The following is a 16,967-nucleotide window of genomic DNA, read 5'->3' on the forward strand; positions in this document are numbered from 1 at the left end:
GCCAGACCCAGGTCAGCATCCTCAGCCCCACCGGTTTGCTCGCCGGCTACAGCCCGGACGCCGGCAAACTCAGCCAGCGCCTGGATCAGGTCGACAGCGCCAGCGGCGCGCAATTGATCAGCGTGTTGGCCAGCACCCCCCAGACCAGCAGCCTGCGTACCGGTCACCAACTCAAGGTGCTGGCGCCATTCGCGCCGATTCCCGGCGGCAAGCCGTGGGGCGTGTTGCTGGATGTACCGGAAAAAGTCCTGGTCGGCCCCGCCGAAACACTCAAGGCACAGTTGGACGCGGACAACGCCCGTGGCACGCTGCTGGAGTTGAGCCTGGGCCTGCTGGCGGCCGTGGTTGGCTTAGTGCTTGTGTGGCTGATGGCCCGCAGCGTCACCCGGCCGATCCTTGGCGTGGCGCGCATGCTCGAAGACATTGCCAGCGGCGAAGGCGACCTCACCCGCCGCCTGGCCTATGACAAGCAGGATGAATTGGGCGAGTTGGCCGGCTGGTTCAACCGCTTCCTCGACAAGCTGCAACCGATCATTGCCCAAGTGAAACGCTCGGTGCAGGACGCCCGTGGCACTGCCGACCAGTCCGCCGCGATCGCCACGCAAACCAGCGCCGGCATGGAGCAGCAGTACCGCCAGGTCGATCAAGTGGCCACCGCTTCCCACGAAATGAGCGCCACCGCCCAGGACGTCGCCCGCAGCGCTGCCCAGGCGGCACACGCCGCTCGCGATGCCGACCAGGCCACCCGCGACGGCTTGAGTGTGATCGACCGCACCACCACCAACATCGGCAACCTGGCGGCGGACATGAGCACCGCCATGGCCCAGGTCGAAGGCTTGGCGGCCAACAGCGAGAAGATCGGTTCGGTGCTGGAAGTGATCCGTGGCATCGCCGAGCAAACCAACCTGCTGGCACTCAACGCCGCGATCGAAGCCGCCCGCGCCGGTGAGGCTGGGCGTGGCTTTGCGGTGGTCGCCGACGAAGTACGCAACCTGGCGCAGCGCACCCAGGAGTCGGTAGAAGAAACCCGCCTGGTGATCGAGCACCTGCAAAGCGGCACCACCGACGTGGTCGGCTCCATGGGCAACAGCTATCGCCAGGCCCAGGGCAGTGTCGAGCAGGTTGGCCAGGCGGTCACCGCCCTGCGCCAGATAGGCGAGGCAGTCACGGTGATCAGCGACATGAACCTGCAGATCGCCAGCGCCGCCGAACAGCAAAGCGCCGTGGCCGAAGAGATCAACAGCAATGTGGCGACGATTCGGGACGTGACTGAATCGCTGTCGGAGCAGGCCAATGAGTCGGCACGGGTGAGCCAGGCATTGAACAGCCTGGCGAATCAGCAGCAGGGGTTGATGGATCAGTTTCGGGTGTAATGATCGTTCCCACGCTCCGCGTGGGCATGCCTCCTGTGACGCTCCGCGTCACCCGTCGACAGCGGGACGCCGAGCGTCCAAGGCGGCATGCCCACGCAGAGCGTGGGAACGATCTCAACGCTTGGGTAATTCGATCAGCACCTTGAGCCCGCCCAGTTCGCTGTCCTGCAACTGCAACGTCCCCCCCCACACCTCGACGATATCCCGCACGATCCCCAGCCCCAGGCCATGGCCGTCAATCTGCTCATCCAGGCGCGCACCGCGGCTGAGCACTTGCTCACGCTGGGCCTGCGGAATGCCGGGGCCGTCGTCTTCGACGGCCAGCAGAAAGCTGCGCGGGGTTTCGCTGGCCGCCAAGCGCACGTCGGCATCCGCCCATTTGCAGGCGTTATCCAGCAGGTTGCCGAGCAGCTCCAGCAGGTCCTCGCGGTCCCAGGGCAGTTGCAGGCCCGGGTCAACGTGGTAGCTCAAGTCCAGGTGTTCACCGTGGATCATGCGCAAGGTGGCCAGCAGGCCGGGCAATTCTTTTTCACAGTCGAACAGCGCGCCGGGCAGGGTTTCGCCGGCCAGGCGGGCGCGGTTGAGCTCGCGGTTGAGGCGTTGCTGCACCTGTTCGAGCTGCTCGCGCAGCAGTTTGCCGAGTTCGGGGTGATCCTTGAGCGCTTCACTGGAGGCCGCACTCAATAGCACCGCCAGCGGGGTTTTCAGCGCATGGCCAAGGTTGCCCAAGGCATTGCGTGAGCGCTTGAGGCTGTCTTCGGTATGGGCCAGCAGATGGTTGATCTGCGCCACCAGCGGCTCCAGTTCCAGCGGCACTTGGGTATCGAGTTGCGAGCGCCGGCCCTGTTGCAGCTGGGCAATCTGGTTGCGTGCCGTCTCCAGTGGGCGCAAGGCGCGACGCACGGTGACCCGTTGCAGGAACAGCACCAGCAACAGCGCCGCCAAACCGATGATCAGGCCAATCTGGCGCATCAGGCGAAAGCTTTCGCGCACGGGCGTGTAGTCCTGGGCCACGCTGATGGAAATCAACTGCCCGAAACGCTTGTAGTCCGAACGCAACACCAGCAGTTGCTGGCGTTCCGGCCCCAGTTGCAGGTTGCCCTTGAGCCCCGGCTCGGTCAGGCGCGGCAGTTCCTGGTCCCACAACGAGCGGGAGCGCCAGTGAACGTCGGCAAAATCAATGCGGAAATAATGCCCGGAAAACGGCCGTTGGTAGGCCGGTGACAGACGCTGCTCATCCAACTGAACACCCTCGGGCCCACGCACCAGTGCGGCCAGCAGGTTCTCGCTGTCGTTGCGCAGCCCGGCTTCCAGGTAGCGCTGCAAACCGGCCTCGAACAACCACAAGCTGGTCTGCGCCAGCACCACGCCGACCACCACCATGACGCTGATCAGCCCCAGGCTCAGGCGCCGCTGAATCGACCTCATGCCGGAGCGGCGCCAAACCGGTAACCCTGGCCACGCCGGGTTTCAATCACACTGCGCCCCAGTTTGCGGCGCAGGTGGTTGACGTGCACTTCCAGCACATTGGAGTCGCGCTCGGTCTCGCCGTCATACAAATGCTCGGCCAAGTGGCTTTTCGACAGGATCTGTTCCGGGTGCAACATGAAGTAGCGCAGCAGGCGGAATTCGGCGGCGGTCAGCTGGATCTCATCGCCATCGCGCAACACGCACTGGCGCCCTTCATCCAGATGCAGGCCGGCGGCTTGCAGCGTCGGCTGGTTGGCCTGACCGTGGGAACGGCGCAACAGCGCCTGGATGCGCAGGTAGAGTTCTTCGGGGTGAAAGGGTTTGCTCAGGTAATCGTCGGCGCCGGCCTTGAGCCCTTCAATACGCTCGGCCCAGGAATCGCGTGCGGTCAGCACCAGCACGGGAGTGGCCAAGGCCGCGGCGCGCCATTGCGCCAGCACCTCCAGGCCCGGAAGGCCCGGCAAACCAAGGTCGAGGATGATCAGGTCGTAAGGTTCGCTGCGGCCTTGATACGCGGCATCGCGTCCGTCGGCCAGCCAGTCGACTGCGTAGCCCTGGCGCTGCAGGCCAGCCAGCAATTCGTCAGCCAGGGGTACGTTGTCTTCTACCAGGAGCAGGCGCATCAGTCGTCTTCCTCATCTTTGAGCAGCTTACCGGTACTGGCGTCCAGTTCGATTTCGCGCACCACGCCGTCGACGGTCAACAGTTCGATTTCATAGATATAGCGCACCGGCCTATCCTTGTGTTCCTCAAGCTCGGCGTCCAGCAGCTTGGCGCCCGGATAGCGTTCCAGCGCCGGCCCCAGCAACTCTTCCAGCGGCGCGATGACGCCCTGCTGACGCAGGCGCAGGGCTTCATCCTGCCCAAGGTCATGGGCCGACAGGCTTGCACTGCCTAGAAGCATTACCAGCACCGCTAGCCTGCCCGCGCGTAGATTTACCTTCATTACGTATCCTGATGTTCCTTGAGGGCGGCCCGAGGAGGGACATGGGCCACCACGGTACCCCTGACAACTTAACTGAAACTGAATTGCCACCATGGCAATTTTCAATCGGTAACCTTACCCACCGCTGCAGGATTTCTCTTATATTGCCTGTTCGCCGCAACCGAGACCTGTATGACTGCCATCCACATCAAGTTTCCCGCGCTGACCCTCAAGGCCGGCAAACGCGCTTTCACACGCATTCGCGAGCAAGGCCTTGCGCCGGCGGATGTCGGCATCCTACCCGGTGCGGCCGGTGGCCCCAAGGCGTTGGGCATTCAAGGCCTGGACCTGGCACTGTTCGGCGATTGGCTGCCACGCGCGCCGCGTGAGCGCGCACTGATCGGCTCGTCGATCGGCTCCTGGCGGTTTGCCAGTGCGTGCCTGCCCGACCCGGTGCAAGGCTTGCTGGACCTCGGCCGCCTGTATAACGAACAACGCTTCGCCAAGGGCGTGACCATGGCCGAAGTCAGCCGCAGCTGCCAGCGCATGCTCGACGACCTGCTGGCTGGCCGTGATGCGCGGGTGCTGGACAACCCCGACTATCGCCTGAATATCATGGTGGTCAAGAGCCACGGCCTGCTCGCCGATGACCACCGTGGGCGACTGGGGCTGGGCCTGTCGTCGGTGATTGCCGACAACCTGCGTGGCCGTGCACGGCTGTCGCGGCATTTTGAGCGGTTGATCATCCACGACCCGCGCCAGGCGCCTCCGGTGCATGCGCTGACGGACTTCCCCTCGCGCTTCCTCGACCTGCAGCTGGGCAACCTGCGCCAGGCGCTGCTGGCCTCCGGTTCCATCCCCATGGTGATGCAAGGCGTGCGCGACCTGCCCGGCGCAGGCACGGGCACCTACCGCGACGGTGGCCTGCTGGACTATCACCTCGACCTGCCCTATCACGGCGACGACATTGTGCTGTACCCGCATTTCACCGACCGGGTGATCCCCGGCTGGTTCGACAAGGGCTTGCCGTGGCGGCGCAGTAACCCGCAAGGCTTGCAGGATGTGCTGCTACTGGCGCCCTCCAGGGACTACCTGGCCCGCCTGCCCCACGGCAAATTGCCGGACCGCAGCGACTTCAAGCGCTTTATGGGCGATGACTCGAGCCGCAACAAATACTGGCAAACCGCGATGAGCGAAAGTCGGCGGCTGGGGGATGAGTTTCTGCAACTGGCGGACAATGGTGGGCTGGGCGAGCGGCTGCAAGCCCTGTGACCCAGCGGTATGCGCGGCAAGGGGTCAAGCTGTTAAACTCGCCGCCTGCCAGATACCTGACCGAGCTTAAAATACTGTGGAAATCTTCAAAGAGTTTACCTTCGAGTCCGCCCACCGCCTGCCCCATGTACCGGAAGGCCACAAATGCGGGCGCCTGCACGGGCATTCGTTCAAGGTGGCGATCCACCTGAGCGGCGACCTGGATCCCCATACCGGCTGGATCCGCGATTTCTCGGAAATCAAGGCGATTTTCAAGCCGCTGTACGAACGCCTCGACCATAACTACCTCAATGACATCCCTGGCCTGGAGAATCCGACCAGCGAAGTGCTGGCCAAGTGGATCTGGACCGAACTCAAGCCCCTGTTGCCGGAACTCAGCGCGATTCGCATCCACGAGACCTGCACCAGCGGTTGCATCTATCGCGGCGAGTAAGCGCTTGAGTGTTTAAAACCACCTGCGGGTGGTTTTTTATGCCTGGCCACTGCAGCTGTAAAGCGTGCTTGACATGAAAAACCTGCACACCCAACGTAAAGCATCCTTTGCTTAAACTTCAGCTACGGTTTCCTGGAAACCGCAGGCCTGCCGCGCCTGTCGGCCTTTATGGTATGGCCGATCATGGGCGGCGTCTGGTGTGTGGCCACGATCATTGGCACAAGGCGCTATCAATGAATAATCAGCTGCGCCCGCTGCGCGCCGAACTGGGTTGGTCCCAGGCCGAGCTGGCGCAGCGCCTGGGCGTATCGCGCCAGACTATCAATGCCATCGAGACCGGCCGCTACGACCCGAGCTTGCCGCTGGCGTTCAAGATCGCCAAGGTGTTCGAACGGCCCATCGAGGCGATCTTCGAAGCGCCAGTGGATTGAGCCTTTTTTATGACAGGAGCACGCTGAATTGATACGCCCCGCCACTGCCGATGACAGTGCCGCTATCGAGGCCATCGTGCAGGCTGCCTATACGCCCTACATCGAGCGCATCGGCCGAAAGCCCGGGCCAATGCTGGAGGACTACCCGCAGCGGGTCGAAGACGGTGGCGTGCATGTGCTCGACCACGCCGGGCAGGTTCAAGGCTTTGTTATCCTGATGCACACCGACACGGCATTGCTGTTGGATAACCTCGCCGTGGCCCCACACGCCCAGGGCCTTGGTTTCGGGCGACAGCTGATGGATTTTGCCGAACAGCAGGCCCTCGATGCCGGCTACAGTGCTATCCGTCTGTACACCAACGAGGTGATGACCGAGAACCTCGCGCTGTACAGTCGCCGTGGCTATGTGCGCACCCATTGCCCCGAGGAACACGGCCTGCGCCGCGTCTATATGATCAAACATCTATAGGAGCATCCCATGGAAAACCTCTGGCTGGCCCAGGCCAAACGCTTACAGGCACTGGCGTCTACGGGGCTGCATTTTTGCACCGACGACTTCGAACGCGAACGCCTTGAGGAAATTGCCGAGATTGCCCACAGCATGCTCGCGCAACTGGCGGATGTGCCGCTTGCGCGCATCACCGGGCTGGTGCCGGATTTTGCCAAGCGCTATTCAACCCCAATGATTGACGTACGTGGCGCGGTGATCGAAGGCGACCGGATTCTGCTGGTGCGCGAATTGACCGACGGCTGCTGGGCGCTGCCCGGTGGCTATGCCGATATCGGCCTGTCAGCGGCGGAAAACATCGTCAAGGAGATCCGTGAGGAAGCCGGGTTGAGCGTCACGGCACGCGCGCTGTACAGCGTCACGCACAAGGCCAAGGGCTTGTATCGCCCGGATGTGCGGGACTTCTACAAGCTGTATTTCCTGTGCGAGCGGGCCGACCAACTGGCGCCAGTGGCCGGGTTTGAAACCACTGAAGTGGGCTTTTTTACCCTCGACGACCTGCCCCCGCTGTCCCGTGGGCGCACCATCGAAAGCGATCTTGAAGCGGCGTTTGCGTTTCATCGTGGCGAGACCACCCAGACGCAGTTCGACTGATCCACTTTGTGTCACCGCTGCACTGCTTTCGTGCCTTTTTGGGCGCGGTCGACGCAGCTGCCTGGCGACAAATACGCCGCGCTGCCGGTTTGGCACGCGCAGTGCAACAGCACGGCGTCAGTCATCCAGGGAGCAAGGCCATGACGCAGCAAGAACCGGGTAACGATTACCCCCTCAGTGAAGTGCCGATGCATGCGCGCAAGGGCCTTGCGTCCACCGCCATGGTGTTGCTGGGCTTCACCTTCTTTACCGCGACCATGTTCGCCGGCGGCAAGCTGGGCGTGGCGTTCAGTTTTACCGACATGCTCGGTGTCGTGGCTTTGGGTAACCTGTTGCTGGGTATCTACGCCGCAGGCCTGGGCTATATCGCGTTCAAAAGCGGCTTGAATTCGGTCCTGATGGGGCGCTTCTGCTTTGGCGAAGTGGGCAGCAAACTCAGCGACCTGATCCTCGGCTTCACCCAGATCGGCTGGTACGCCTGGGGCACCGCCACCGCCGCCGTGGTGCTGGGCAAATATTTCGAATTGAACCAAGGCACGGTGCTGGCACTGATGGTGCTGTTTGGCCTGCTGTTCTGCGCCACCGCCTATGTGGGCTATCGCGGGCTGGAGATTCTGTCTTATATCGCGGTGCCGGCCATGGGCATCCTGCTGTTGCTGTCGATGTGGGTCGCCACCGTCAAAGTCGGCGGCCTGGAGGGCTTGCTGGCCGTGGTGCCGACGGCGGAACTGGACGTGTCCACCGCCATCACACTGGTATTCGGCACCTTTGTCAGCGGCGCCACCCAGGCGACCAACTGGACGCGTTTTTCTCGCTCGGCCAAGGTCGCAGTGCTGGCCAGCCTGATCGGTTTTTTTATCGGCAATGGCTTGATGGTGTTGATCGGTGCCTATGGTGCCATCGTCTATCAGCAGCCGGATGTGGTCGAGGTATTGCTGCTGCAAGGTTTCGCCATGGCGGCGATGGCCATGTTGCTGCTCAACATCTGGAGCACCCAGGACAACACCATCTACAATTTCGCCGTGGCCGGCTGCAACCTGCTGCGAACCCGGCGGCGCAAAACCGTGACCCTGGCCGGCGCAGTGATCGGCACGCTGCTGGCACTGCTTGGCATGTACGACCTGCTGGTGCCTTATCTGATTCTGCTGGGCACCGTGATCCCGCCGATTGGCGGGGTCATCATGGCGGACTTCTTCTACCGCTATCGCGGCCAGTACCCGCGCCTGGCCGATGCACGCCTGCCGGCGTTCAATTGGCCGGGGCTGGTGGCGTATGCCGTGGGCACCGTGCTGGCGTTTCACTCACCGTGGGTGGCGCCATTGGTGGGGATTGTGGCCGCGTCCCTGGCCTACATCGCACTCACCGCAGCCCTGCGCGTGCGCGCACCGTTGACTGACGTGCAGGCATGAGCCCGACTACCGCCATGAGGATGGTAACCTTGTGGCTGATAACCCTGATGACCTGGCGGCTGCCTGCCTGATTATCCAAAGCCAAGAGGAACTTGCCCATGCATATCATCAATGCCCGCCTGCGCAACCGTGAAGGCCTGCATGATCTGCACCTGGAACACGGCCGGATCGCCCGCATTACCGCACAAACCGTGGCCCCCACCTTAATGGCCGGTGACCTCGACGCCGCCGGCAACCTGGTGATACCGCCCTTCGTGGAGCCACATATCCATCTCGACGCGACCCTGACCGCCGGTGAGCCACGCTGGAACATGAGCGGTACCCTGTTCGAGGGCATCGAGTGCTGGGGCGAGCGCAAAGCCACCATCACCCAGGAAGACACCAAGGCTCGCGCCAAGAAAACCATCCAGGCCCTGGCCGCTCATGGCATCCAGCATGTGCGCACCCATGTCGATGTCACTGACCCTGACCTCACCGCGCTCAAAGCCATGTTGGAGGTGCGCGAAGAAAGCACCCACCTGATCGACCTGCAAATCGTCGCCTTCCCGCAGGAAGGCATCGAGTCTTACCGCAACGGCCGCGAGCTGATGCAGGAAGCCATTCGCCTGGGCGCTGATGTAGTCGGTGGCATCCCGCACTTCGAATACACCCGCGACCAAGGGGTGAGTTCGGTGAAGTTTCTGATGGACCTGGCCGAACGCACCGGCTGCCTGGTGGACGTGCACTGCGACGAAACCGATGACCCGCACTCGCGCTTTCTCGAAGTGCTCGCCGAAGAGGCCCGCAGCCGCGACATGGGCGCGCGCGTCACCGCCAGCCATACCACAGCGATGGGTTCCTATGACAATGCCTACTGCGCCAAACTGTTTCGCCTGCTGGGACACTCGGGCATCAGCTTCGTCTCCTGCCCTACCGAAAGCATTCACCTGCAGGGGCGCTTCGACAGTTTCCCGAAACGCCGAGGCGTCACCCGCGTCAATGAACTGCTCGAGGCCGGCATGAACGTCTGCTTCGGCCAGGACTCCATCGTCGACCCCTGGTACCCGCTGGGCAACGGAAACATCCTGCGCGTGCTGGAAGCCGGTCTGCATATCTGCCACATGCTGGGTTACCGCAACCTGCAAAGCGCCCTCGACCTGGTCACCGACAACAGCGCCAAGGCCATGGCCCTGGGTGACCGGTACGGCCTGGAACCCGGTCGCCCCGCCAACCTACTAATCCTTTCGGCAGACAGTGACTACGAGGTGATCCGCAGCCAGGGCCTGCCGTTGTATTCGATCCGCAATGGCAAGGTGCTGATGCAACGCAGGCCGGCACAGGTGGAGTTTTTGTAAGCACCGGGGTCGTAGGTAACCGGGGTCAGACGATTGAGTCGATATCCAGTGGCTGCACCCGGCCGGCGCTGTCCTTAAGCGGCGCAGGAATACTGGCGATTTGCGCCAACCTGCGGTTTTCAGGGTGGCGCAACCAGCGCTTCACGCTGGGCCGCAGGCCGGTGGAGTCGGCGTGGCTGCCATACACGTCACGCAGGTCCAGACGGCGCCAGCGCAACGACTCCAAGCGACGTCGGCTGCTGCGCAAGCGGTCGACTTCAGCGTTCAGCGCCTGGTTATGCGCATGCCCATAATCGCGTTGGTTCGGTGGGCGACGACGCTCGAGCTCGCGGTTCTTGTCGCGCAGTTGTTGGGTCATTGTGTCGAGCGCCAGGTCTATCAACTCGAACTCTCTGGTGGTGATCAAAGGCCCCTGGCTATCGACGGTTTGCTGCCAGCGACGCAGCGTGGCCCACGCGGCTGGAATGTAACTGGCGGTCATGAAGTGCTGGCTGGCCTGGAACAGTTGTTTCAACAGGTTGGCACGCTCGGGCATATCGCCTTGCAGTTGCAGCACCCGGTTGCATCCGGCCTCGAGGATGGACTCACAACCGGGCGCCCATAACACCGAGGAATGCGTGCCGTCCGGTAGCTTGATAGGCATGAAGTGCTGCTGTTCGCCGTGGTGCTGGTAAGGGTTACCGCCGACGCGCACAAGGCCGGCAGCGAACAGCAGGCCACCCGCACCGGGCGCGGCAAAAAGCGTGATGGCGCCCGGCACCCAGAGTTTGGCGGTGGTATTCATCCACGTGGCAGGGACACTGGGGACCGGATCGTTGTGGTTGACGATGCGGTGATGGATGAGGGCTGAGGCGCCGTCGGTGAACTCGGAGTCTGCGGCGCGGGGAGCGCCGTAGGTGTAGAGGAGGACGTTATACTTTACGCGAGTAACTCGGCGTAACCCCTCTGCCAGGAGCAACGCGATGGCGCCGCCAAGGCTGTGGCCACAAATCACAATGCGCTGGCCGCTGTGGAATTGATCAAGATAGTGCAGAACAAAATCGCGCATCGCTCGATAGGCCAGATAAAACCCCTCATGGGCTTTGCCAACACCATCGGTAAATGGCACTTGGTGGGCATTAGCATCGCGTAGTGCATCGGCACCACTGGCGGTGCCTCGAACAGCGATCAGAATGACTTCGTTGTGATGACTGATAAACGCCTGGGTATCCGTACCGGACGCTTCATCATCAAAAAAGTGCAGGCTGGCGGGATGTTCCTGTTTCTCTCCAAGCTCCGGCCGATTCTGTGGATACAACTCAGGATCGAAGGGCAAAATCTCAAACCGCTGGGAGTATGGAACCTCTTCATACAACGGGAAGAAGCGCTGAGCCTGATCACGATCGACCTTCCAGGCTTCTTGAAACCCCGAGAGTTTTTCCGCGAACAGATTGCCTGCGCTGGGATCCAGGGGAAAACTGACGTGTTCCACCGGAGGTTTTGCAGGCTGCTGGCCAAAATCGCAGTAACTCAATGTGGACATCAACGCCAATTGATACAGGTTCAACGCACAAAACTGATCATCGGTTGACAACATCGGGCGCAGGGCCCGCAAAGGCCGTACCTCCAACACCGTGTGCAGGTTGGGGAACAACACGACGCCTGACAATGCGGGCTGCGGTGGACCAAACCCCAGTTCGGCCATCATTTTCAGCGCATGCCTTGGGGGGTGGTGGGTTCTGGAGGCAAACGGCGGCAGGTGGGCAATATGTCGTACCAGATCGCGCACCTCAACCTGATAAAATCGGTCGGCCTGGCGTTGTGCAGGGTTGCCCTCAATACGTTGGCCATCAGCCGCTGAAAATCGGGTGTGTTCGGCGCGGGCTTGAAGTTCGGTGATAGGCAACGGGTAAGTCTTGCGTTTTCTCAACTTCGAATACGGCTCCTCCTCGCCGGAATACTGCGAATCCAGAGAAAGAATGACCGGGCCACAGTAAAACCCTTCGAGCTTGGCGTACCCCTCTCCATTCAACCTTCCTTTGTACAGACGCCCGGTATTGTCCTGGATCGTGTAGACAAGCCCGCCATAAGCCTTCCCGCTGCCCGTTTCATCAACAAGAGAAACACTTGCCCAATGCCCTTTCAATGGGCAAGCAGACATCTCGCTACTGAAAAAAGGTTGCTTCCATGCTGCCTGGTTCATGAATCAACTCCTTGTTATTTGCACGTTGGATAAACATCGCAGACACGCCCATCCGGCATCGTTATAGGTTTAAAGTCCGTGGTGTTACTGCCACAGTATCCGGACAGGTCTTCAAAACTTTTACCCCGGCACCGTCTCCACCCCCCCGGAACAGCCAGCCAGGTGTCCTGAAAGGCGGGAGCCTCCTCGTCTGTAACGCTCAACGTCAGCCTTACTTTTTTCCCTGGGAGCAACGCTCTCTGCACCACGCCACCCGGGCGCGTTTCTTGCCTTTTGCCCTTCGTGTCCAATGCGTTACATTCCAAAAGCTTTCTGATCGCATGCTCGGGGCCGGCCGTTCGGAAAAACCACATGCATTGTCCAAATAACTCCTGTACACCCGACTCGGGCATCGCTGCTACGCGTTCAGACTCAATAGGATCTGCGAAAGAAATTGCCGCGAAACTACCCCCTACATCAGTGTCAAGCTCACCCCACTTCGCATAAAGAGTGAACTCCACGCTACGCAACACCGTAGGGCACCCCTCAATGGTTTCAGTCAGCGGGAACTCATAGCTCACCCGTTCGGCCACGGGTTTGTAATCGGCAATAAAGATCTTGCGTTCAGGCCTTTTGCCTCGACGCTGCGGCAAGGTACAGAGCTCATACCTGGCTGGACGGTAGTTGGCCGCACCGATAAATCGAAATTGCGCCGGCAAATCCACCTCCAGCGTAAAACGATCAGCCGGCGGTGCCAGCGCACAACCCGAGAGCCATCCAGCACCGAGCGTTATCAAAACGCTGCGCGTCCACCTATTCATGCTTTTGCCACTCCCGTAGCACCCGCTCAAAATGTTCCGCTGGCGCCTCGCCCTCTACCGGCTGCCACCGCATCGTGCGGCCTTGCGTCGCCTCCTCCAACCGGCGCACCACCAGGAATTCGAGCTGCTGGGGGCCTCGCCATTGCCAGGCACGGGCTTGCTCCAGAACCTGTGCCAGCCAGATTCTGGGGTCTTGAAACTCAACCAGGCCGGCGAGCTTTTCGCTGTGTTCAGTCAGTAGATAACGCAGGATATTGGCGTGCAGGATCACTTCAGCCTGAGGGTTGGGCGTGTTCAGCCAGGGTGCAGGCACAGGCACCGGATACTCACCTGGCATTGGGTTTTCACCCTGACACCAACAGCCTTGGTGCCAATAGCACACACTGATCAGTGGGCCGAGAAACACGGGCCAGTGCTCGCCCTGCAAATGGGTCAAAGCACGTGCCAAGGTACGATTATCGTGAAAGCGATACAGGGCCTGGCTTCCCTGGTGCCCTACCAGCAGGCGTTCGCGCCAATGCCGAACCACACCAGCCAGATCATCGCCGGGCAGGCTGCCCAACCAGCCCCAGTTCGCTTCGGGGTGTTGCAGCAGATCAACCAGCGCAGGCTCGTCCGCCTGCTCCACCAGCAGAATCACCGGGCTCGCCGCCGCCAACTCGGCCAGGGCGGTCTCAGCGTACAGGCAGCAATACTGTGACAGGTTGCGCACCGCCAACAGCTGCTGACATGCGTCGTGGTGACCATCCAGGATCAAGCACAATCGGCGCCCCGCCTGCTGTTGTTCAGCCATCCACTGGCCTGGCTCACTTGACATCAGGCTGCCCTCCGCATGAGGGTGCACTGGCCTTCACGACACGCCTCGCACACCGGGCAGAAGTCCGCGCCCAACTGCCGGGCCTCGTCCAGAAGCGTACCTTGGGCCGTCGAGAGGTTCGACGCATCCATGGCCGAAAATGGGTTCGCCGACCGAGTGAGGGGCGGCAAGCCGCCAACGGTGACAGGCCGGCTGCTGAAAATGCCGCCCGCCTGGATAATCAGGTGCTCGCCCCCAGCCTTGAGGCTCAATTGTGCGCCCGCATCGATGACCAGGCTGGCGCCGGCCTTGAGGACGATCTGCTGCCCGGCCTGGATAACCAAGGACTGACCGATATGCGTCTGGCTGTCTCCCTGCACCTCCAGCCGATCGTTGGTGCCAAGCATGACCGTGCGGTCTCCGGTGATGTGGCGCTGCTCGCCACTTTCCAAGTGAACCGTGCTTAACCCGCGGATGATTTCCCGCCGCTCTCCCGCCACCTCAAGGCGACTGTCATGGCCGACCTGCTGTTCCAGGTCCCGTTGGGCGCGCAGGTAGATGAGTTCCTCGCCGTGGCGGTCCTCGAGGTGCAGTTCGTTGGCACCCCTGCCACCCTGAACACTGCGGCTGCGCAACACGCTGCGTGTCTTGTGTTGCGGCAAAGGGTAAGCCGGCCGGTGCAACGCATTGGGCAGGCAGCCGTTGATCAACGGCTGGTCCGGGTCGCCTTCCAGAAAGGTTACCAGCACCTCCATGCCCACCCGCGGAATCAGCATGGCGCCGAAGCCATCACCCGCCCAACCGGATGCTACCCGTACCCAGCAACTGCTGTTGTCATCCGTGGGGTCGAGGCGGTCCCAATGAAAACGTACCTTTACTCGGCCGTAGGCGTCGCAGTGCACCTCCTCGCCTGCTGGCCCCGTCACGATGGCGGTTTGGCTGCCATTGAGGGTAGGTTTCGGGTGTCTGAGGGGGGGCCGATGCACGGCGCGCCAGGGTGTTGCGCTAAACCGGTTGCGGTAGCCATGGAATGTGCCCGCCACAGGCGCCGCTTCCTCCAGCACCTGCGGTTGATACCCCTCGTGATGCACCGACGTAAGCAACCACAGGTCGTTGCAGGTGGGGTCCGGGTGGTCACACAGCTCAAGAAAATGACCGCTGCCCAGCAGCGGTTGATCACTTTTGCCCACGGCACGCTGGCGGTCGCGCCGATGCCGCTCCAGGCCCCTGTGCGCCAATTGCCGACCTCGCGCATGGTCGCTGAAACCACCCGGGTAATGGTAGTCCTCAAGGCGCTGCGTCGATGCAGGCCCGGCCTTGTCTTCCAGGCGCAGCGACGGATGCTCGAAGTCATGATCACGGCGCACCGTCAACTGGGTACGGGTCTCCAGACGCACGCCGAACTGCCGGATAGCTCTCGTTTTGGCCAGCGCGTGCGTCGAGCAAAATCGCTGTGCAGCCAGGCGCCGAAACACCGTCTGGTCATCACCAAACACCAGCACGTGATTATTCGGGCCATGGCGAAAGTGGTAGTGAATACCCTCCTCCTCGCACAACCGCTGGATAAAGTGCAGGTCGGTTTCCGCGTACTGAACACAGAACGAACGGGGTGGGTAGGCCACAGGGCCCAGTTCGAAGGCATAGGCGTCCGCCAAAATGCCGTGGTACTCAAGGACCGCCGCAATAATCTGCGGCACACTGCGTTGTTGGAAGATCCGCTGGTTGTGTCGATGGGCCAGGCACACAAGGCGTGGTGCCAGGGTGAGACGATAGCGAGTGAGCCGAACGCCGGGCCCCTCACGGCCGATAGCGTAGATGTGCCCATGCAGCCCCGCATCGGATTCGCCAAAGTCAAGATAAGCCGGCTGATGAAGCAGCGCCTCCAGATCCAGAGAGGGATTTTCGCTGACTAAATGCACGGTAATGAAGTAAGGCTGATCAAGGACTTCTCGGCCTTTGAAAGCGAGTACCTGAAAGTCATTGCTTATGTCTGGAAGTATCAACTTGAAACGTGGCGCGGCAGATGTTTCAACCATCCCTAAGTTACCCGTCATCAATTATTTGACTGAAAGGCCTCCCCCCATCGGGCATTGATTGAACTGCCGGGAAAAAGCGCCTGAACCCAATAAATCTTAGCGACTTCAGGCGGAATTTGACCCTTTAAAAATAAAAAAGACGTTTCGCACAACGTGGTAGGACGTGTCTTTTACAAAATAATAAATTCGCAGAACTCAATAGTATTCAACAACAAGAAACTTCTTACGCCAACTTTAACCATACAACTAACCGATAAAGAAACGGCTGACACGTATTCAAGATATCAGCCACTTCTGCGCCCTCAGGCTTGCGCGCATGCAGTCCCGAACAGACTGACGCTCAGCAGCGTTTCGGCCTCGCAGTGTAAATGCACCGGCACTGTGCCACCCGGCATGACCACGGCCACCTCGCCGGCGTCAACCCAACCCGCGCGCCATGCCGCGCAGGCAACTGCACTGGCGCTGGTACCCGAGGACGCGGTAGGTCCTTCTCCTCGCTCAAACACCCGCGCGATGACCCGATTGCCTGAAGCATGTACGGCCCATTGCAGGTTGACCCCAGCCGAACAAGGTTGGCCGCGCCCGCCTGGCGGCGCAAAGGCAATGGCCCGTAACGGCTCAAACAGTGCGGGCTGGTGCATCGACTGATTGTCCGGCAAGGCCTGGACATGCTCGACGAGCGTCACACAATGAGGATTGCCCACACGGACGAACTGGCTAACGGCCCATTGCGGGTCGATCGCCGCCAGTGCAGCCACATGGCTGAAATCACATTGCCCCAGCGTTACGACGTCAACACCGGTAGCGGCTACCGCTGCTGGCCCGAACTCCGGTCGCCCCAAGGCCAACCAGAAACCAGCCACCTGTTCAAAGGTCGCCGGCTGCGAATAGGTCGCCACCGGCGAGGCTGCATCGTGCTTGTCGTGATGCACGTGCAACTCACACCCCTGGGCCATCAAACCTTGATCCGTCAGCGCCTGGGAAAAAATCGTCAACCCGTTCCCACTGCGTTCGGCGAGCGTGCCATCGGTATTGACGATCAACACGTCAAACGGCGGCGCAGACTGGAACGGCCCCACCAGCAAACCATCGCAGCGGTGCGCCTTGGTATTGCCCGCGCGCGGTAACGTGCCCCACTCACACTCCGACGCGATCGCTGAGGCTGTCCACGCTTTTCGAGTGCTGGCAGCCAGGTCGGCAGATTCAGACACTGCAATGCCCTTGCTGCGTAGATAGGCGGGGCTGACCACACCGTAAATATTGCCCCGCGCGTCATAGAACTGCGTCATAGCGATGCTTCACAAGAATATTCATCGGCGTATTTCTCCGTTTGCTCACACACTTGGCAGCAGCGTATTACAGAAAGGCTGCGCAGTGGGCAGTGGACTGGAAGGTGGTAATCCA

Annotated in this window: 16 protein-coding genes and 1 pseudogene; 9 read left to right on the forward strand and 8 right to left on the reverse strand. The window is 61.3% G+C overall.

Annotated elements, in window-relative coordinates; all coding sequences use genetic code 11:
- Positions 1–368: 368 nt before the first annotated feature.
- Both ASE80_RS31785 and ASE80_RS31790 read left to right on the forward strand, forming a co-directional pair.
- Positions 369–515, forward strand: a pseudogene (locus ASE80_RS31785) (HAMP domain-containing protein); the annotation flags it as partial.
- 102 nt (positions 516–617) lie between these two features.
- Positions 618–1,373: a methyl-accepting chemotaxis protein gene (locus ASE80_RS31790; protein ID WP_370694359.1), complete on the forward strand. Its 756-nt coding sequence runs from the start codon at positions 618–620 to the stop codon at positions 1,371–1,373.
- 114 nt (positions 1,374–1,487) lie between these two features.
- On the opposite strand, the gene ASE80_RS10065 is transcribed toward ASE80_RS31790, so the two are convergent.
- From ASE80_RS10065 to ASE80_RS10075, 3 genes are read right to left on the reverse strand one after another with little or no spacing between them, the layout of a single operon-like run.
- Positions 1,488–2,801 carry a sensor histidine kinase gene (locus ASE80_RS10065; RefSeq protein WP_056858767.1) on the reverse strand — a complete coding sequence of 438 codons (1,314 nt, stop codon included), beginning with the start codon at positions 2,799–2,801 and terminating at the stop codon, positions 1,488–1,490.
- Complete coding sequence (locus ASE80_RS10070; protein ID WP_017135293.1) at positions 2,798–3,466, reverse strand: response regulator transcription factor; 669 nt, start codon at positions 3,464–3,466, stop codon at positions 2,798–2,800. Before ASE80_RS10070 ends, ASE80_RS10065 begins: the two co-directional genes overlap by 4 nt.
- Positions 3,466–3,789: a PepSY domain-containing protein gene (locus ASE80_RS10075; protein ID WP_056858768.1), complete on the reverse strand. Its 324-nt coding sequence runs from the start codon at positions 3,787–3,789 to the stop codon at positions 3,466–3,468. Before ASE80_RS10075 ends, ASE80_RS10070 begins: the two co-directional genes overlap by 1 nt.
- A 171-nt stretch (positions 3,790–3,960) precedes the next feature.
- Here ASE80_RS10075 and ASE80_RS10080 point away from each other — a divergent pair, with 171 nt between their 5' ends.
- The 7 genes from ASE80_RS10080 (at position 3,961) to codA (ending at position 9,749) form a co-directional block, all read left to right on the forward strand.
- On the forward strand, positions 3,961–5,040 hold the full coding sequence (locus tag ASE80_RS10080; RefSeq protein WP_056858769.1) for a patatin-like phospholipase family protein: 1,080 nt from the start codon (positions 3,961–3,963) through the stop codon (positions 5,038–5,040).
- 76 nt (positions 5,041–5,116) lie between these two features.
- Positions 5,117–5,473 carry a 6-carboxytetrahydropterin synthase QueD gene (gene queD, locus ASE80_RS10085; RefSeq protein ID WP_003237990.1) on the forward strand — a complete coding sequence of 119 codons (357 nt, stop codon included), beginning with the start codon at positions 5,117–5,119 and terminating at the stop codon, positions 5,471–5,473.
- Positions 5,474–5,706: 233 nt separating this feature from the next.
- Positions 5,707–5,904, forward strand: a complete 198-nt coding sequence (locus ASE80_RS10090; protein ID WP_056858770.1) for a helix-turn-helix transcriptional regulator — start codon at positions 5,707–5,709, stop codon at positions 5,902–5,904.
- A 28-nt stretch (positions 5,905–5,932) separates the two neighbouring features.
- Positions 5,933–6,373 (forward strand): GNAT family N-acetyltransferase, encoded by a 441-nt coding sequence (locus ASE80_RS10095; RefSeq protein WP_056858771.1) that lies wholly within the window; start codon positions 5,933–5,935, stop codon positions 6,371–6,373.
- A 9-nt stretch (positions 6,374–6,382) separates the two neighbouring features.
- Positions 6,383–7,006 carry an NUDIX hydrolase gene (locus ASE80_RS10100; RefSeq protein ID WP_056858772.1) on the forward strand — a complete coding sequence of 208 codons (624 nt, stop codon included), beginning with the start codon at positions 6,383–6,385 and terminating at the stop codon, positions 7,004–7,006.
- A 140-nt stretch (positions 7,007–7,146) separates the two neighbouring features.
- Positions 7,147–8,415, forward strand: a complete 1,269-nt coding sequence (codB, locus tag ASE80_RS10105) for a cytosine permease (protein ID WP_056858773.1) — start codon at positions 7,147–7,149, stop codon at positions 8,413–8,415.
- Between the two features lie 98 nt (positions 8,416–8,513).
- Positions 8,514–9,749 (forward strand): cytosine deaminase, encoded by a 1,236-nt coding sequence (gene codA / locus ASE80_RS10110; protein WP_056858774.1) that lies wholly within the window; start codon positions 8,514–8,516, stop codon positions 9,747–9,749.
- A gap of 25 nt (positions 9,750–9,774) precedes the next feature.
- Here the strand turns inward: codA and ASE80_RS10115 are convergent, their stop codons facing one another.
- The 5 genes from ASE80_RS10115 to ASE80_RS10135 all read right to left on the reverse strand — a co-directional run bounded on the left by ASE80_RS10115 (position 9,775) and on the right by ASE80_RS10135 (position 16,852).
- Complete coding sequence (locus tag ASE80_RS10115; protein ID WP_056858775.1) at positions 9,775–11,931, reverse strand: lipase family protein; 2,157 nt, start codon at positions 11,929–11,931, stop codon at positions 9,775–9,777.
- Between the two features lie 14 nt (positions 11,932–11,945).
- Positions 11,946–12,731, reverse strand: coding sequence for a hypothetical protein (locus ASE80_RS10120; protein ID WP_056858776.1), 786 nt, complete (start codon positions 12,729–12,731; stop codon positions 11,946–11,948).
- On the reverse strand, positions 12,724–13,548 hold the full coding sequence (locus ASE80_RS10125) for a DUF4123 domain-containing protein (RefSeq protein ID WP_056858777.1): 825 nt from the start codon (positions 13,546–13,548) through the stop codon (positions 12,724–12,726). Before ASE80_RS10125 ends, ASE80_RS10120 begins: the two co-directional genes overlap by 8 nt.
- Entirely contained in the window at positions 13,548–15,563 is a 2,016-nt protein-coding gene (tssI, locus tag ASE80_RS10130; RefSeq protein ID WP_056858778.1) for a type VI secretion system tip protein TssI/VgrG, read from the reverse strand. Before tssI ends, ASE80_RS10125 begins: the two co-directional genes overlap by 1 nt.
- A 302-nt stretch (positions 15,564–15,865) precedes the next feature.
- Entirely contained in the window at positions 15,866–16,852 is a 987-nt protein-coding gene (locus tag ASE80_RS10135) for a diaminopimelate epimerase (protein WP_056858779.1), read from the reverse strand.
- Positions 16,853–16,967 lie beyond the last annotated feature (115 nt).

Source organism: Pseudomonas sp. Leaf15 (assembly GCF_001421425.1).
GTDB lineage: Bacteria > Pseudomonadota > Gammaproteobacteria > Pseudomonadales > Pseudomonadaceae > Aquipseudomonas > Aquipseudomonas salomonii.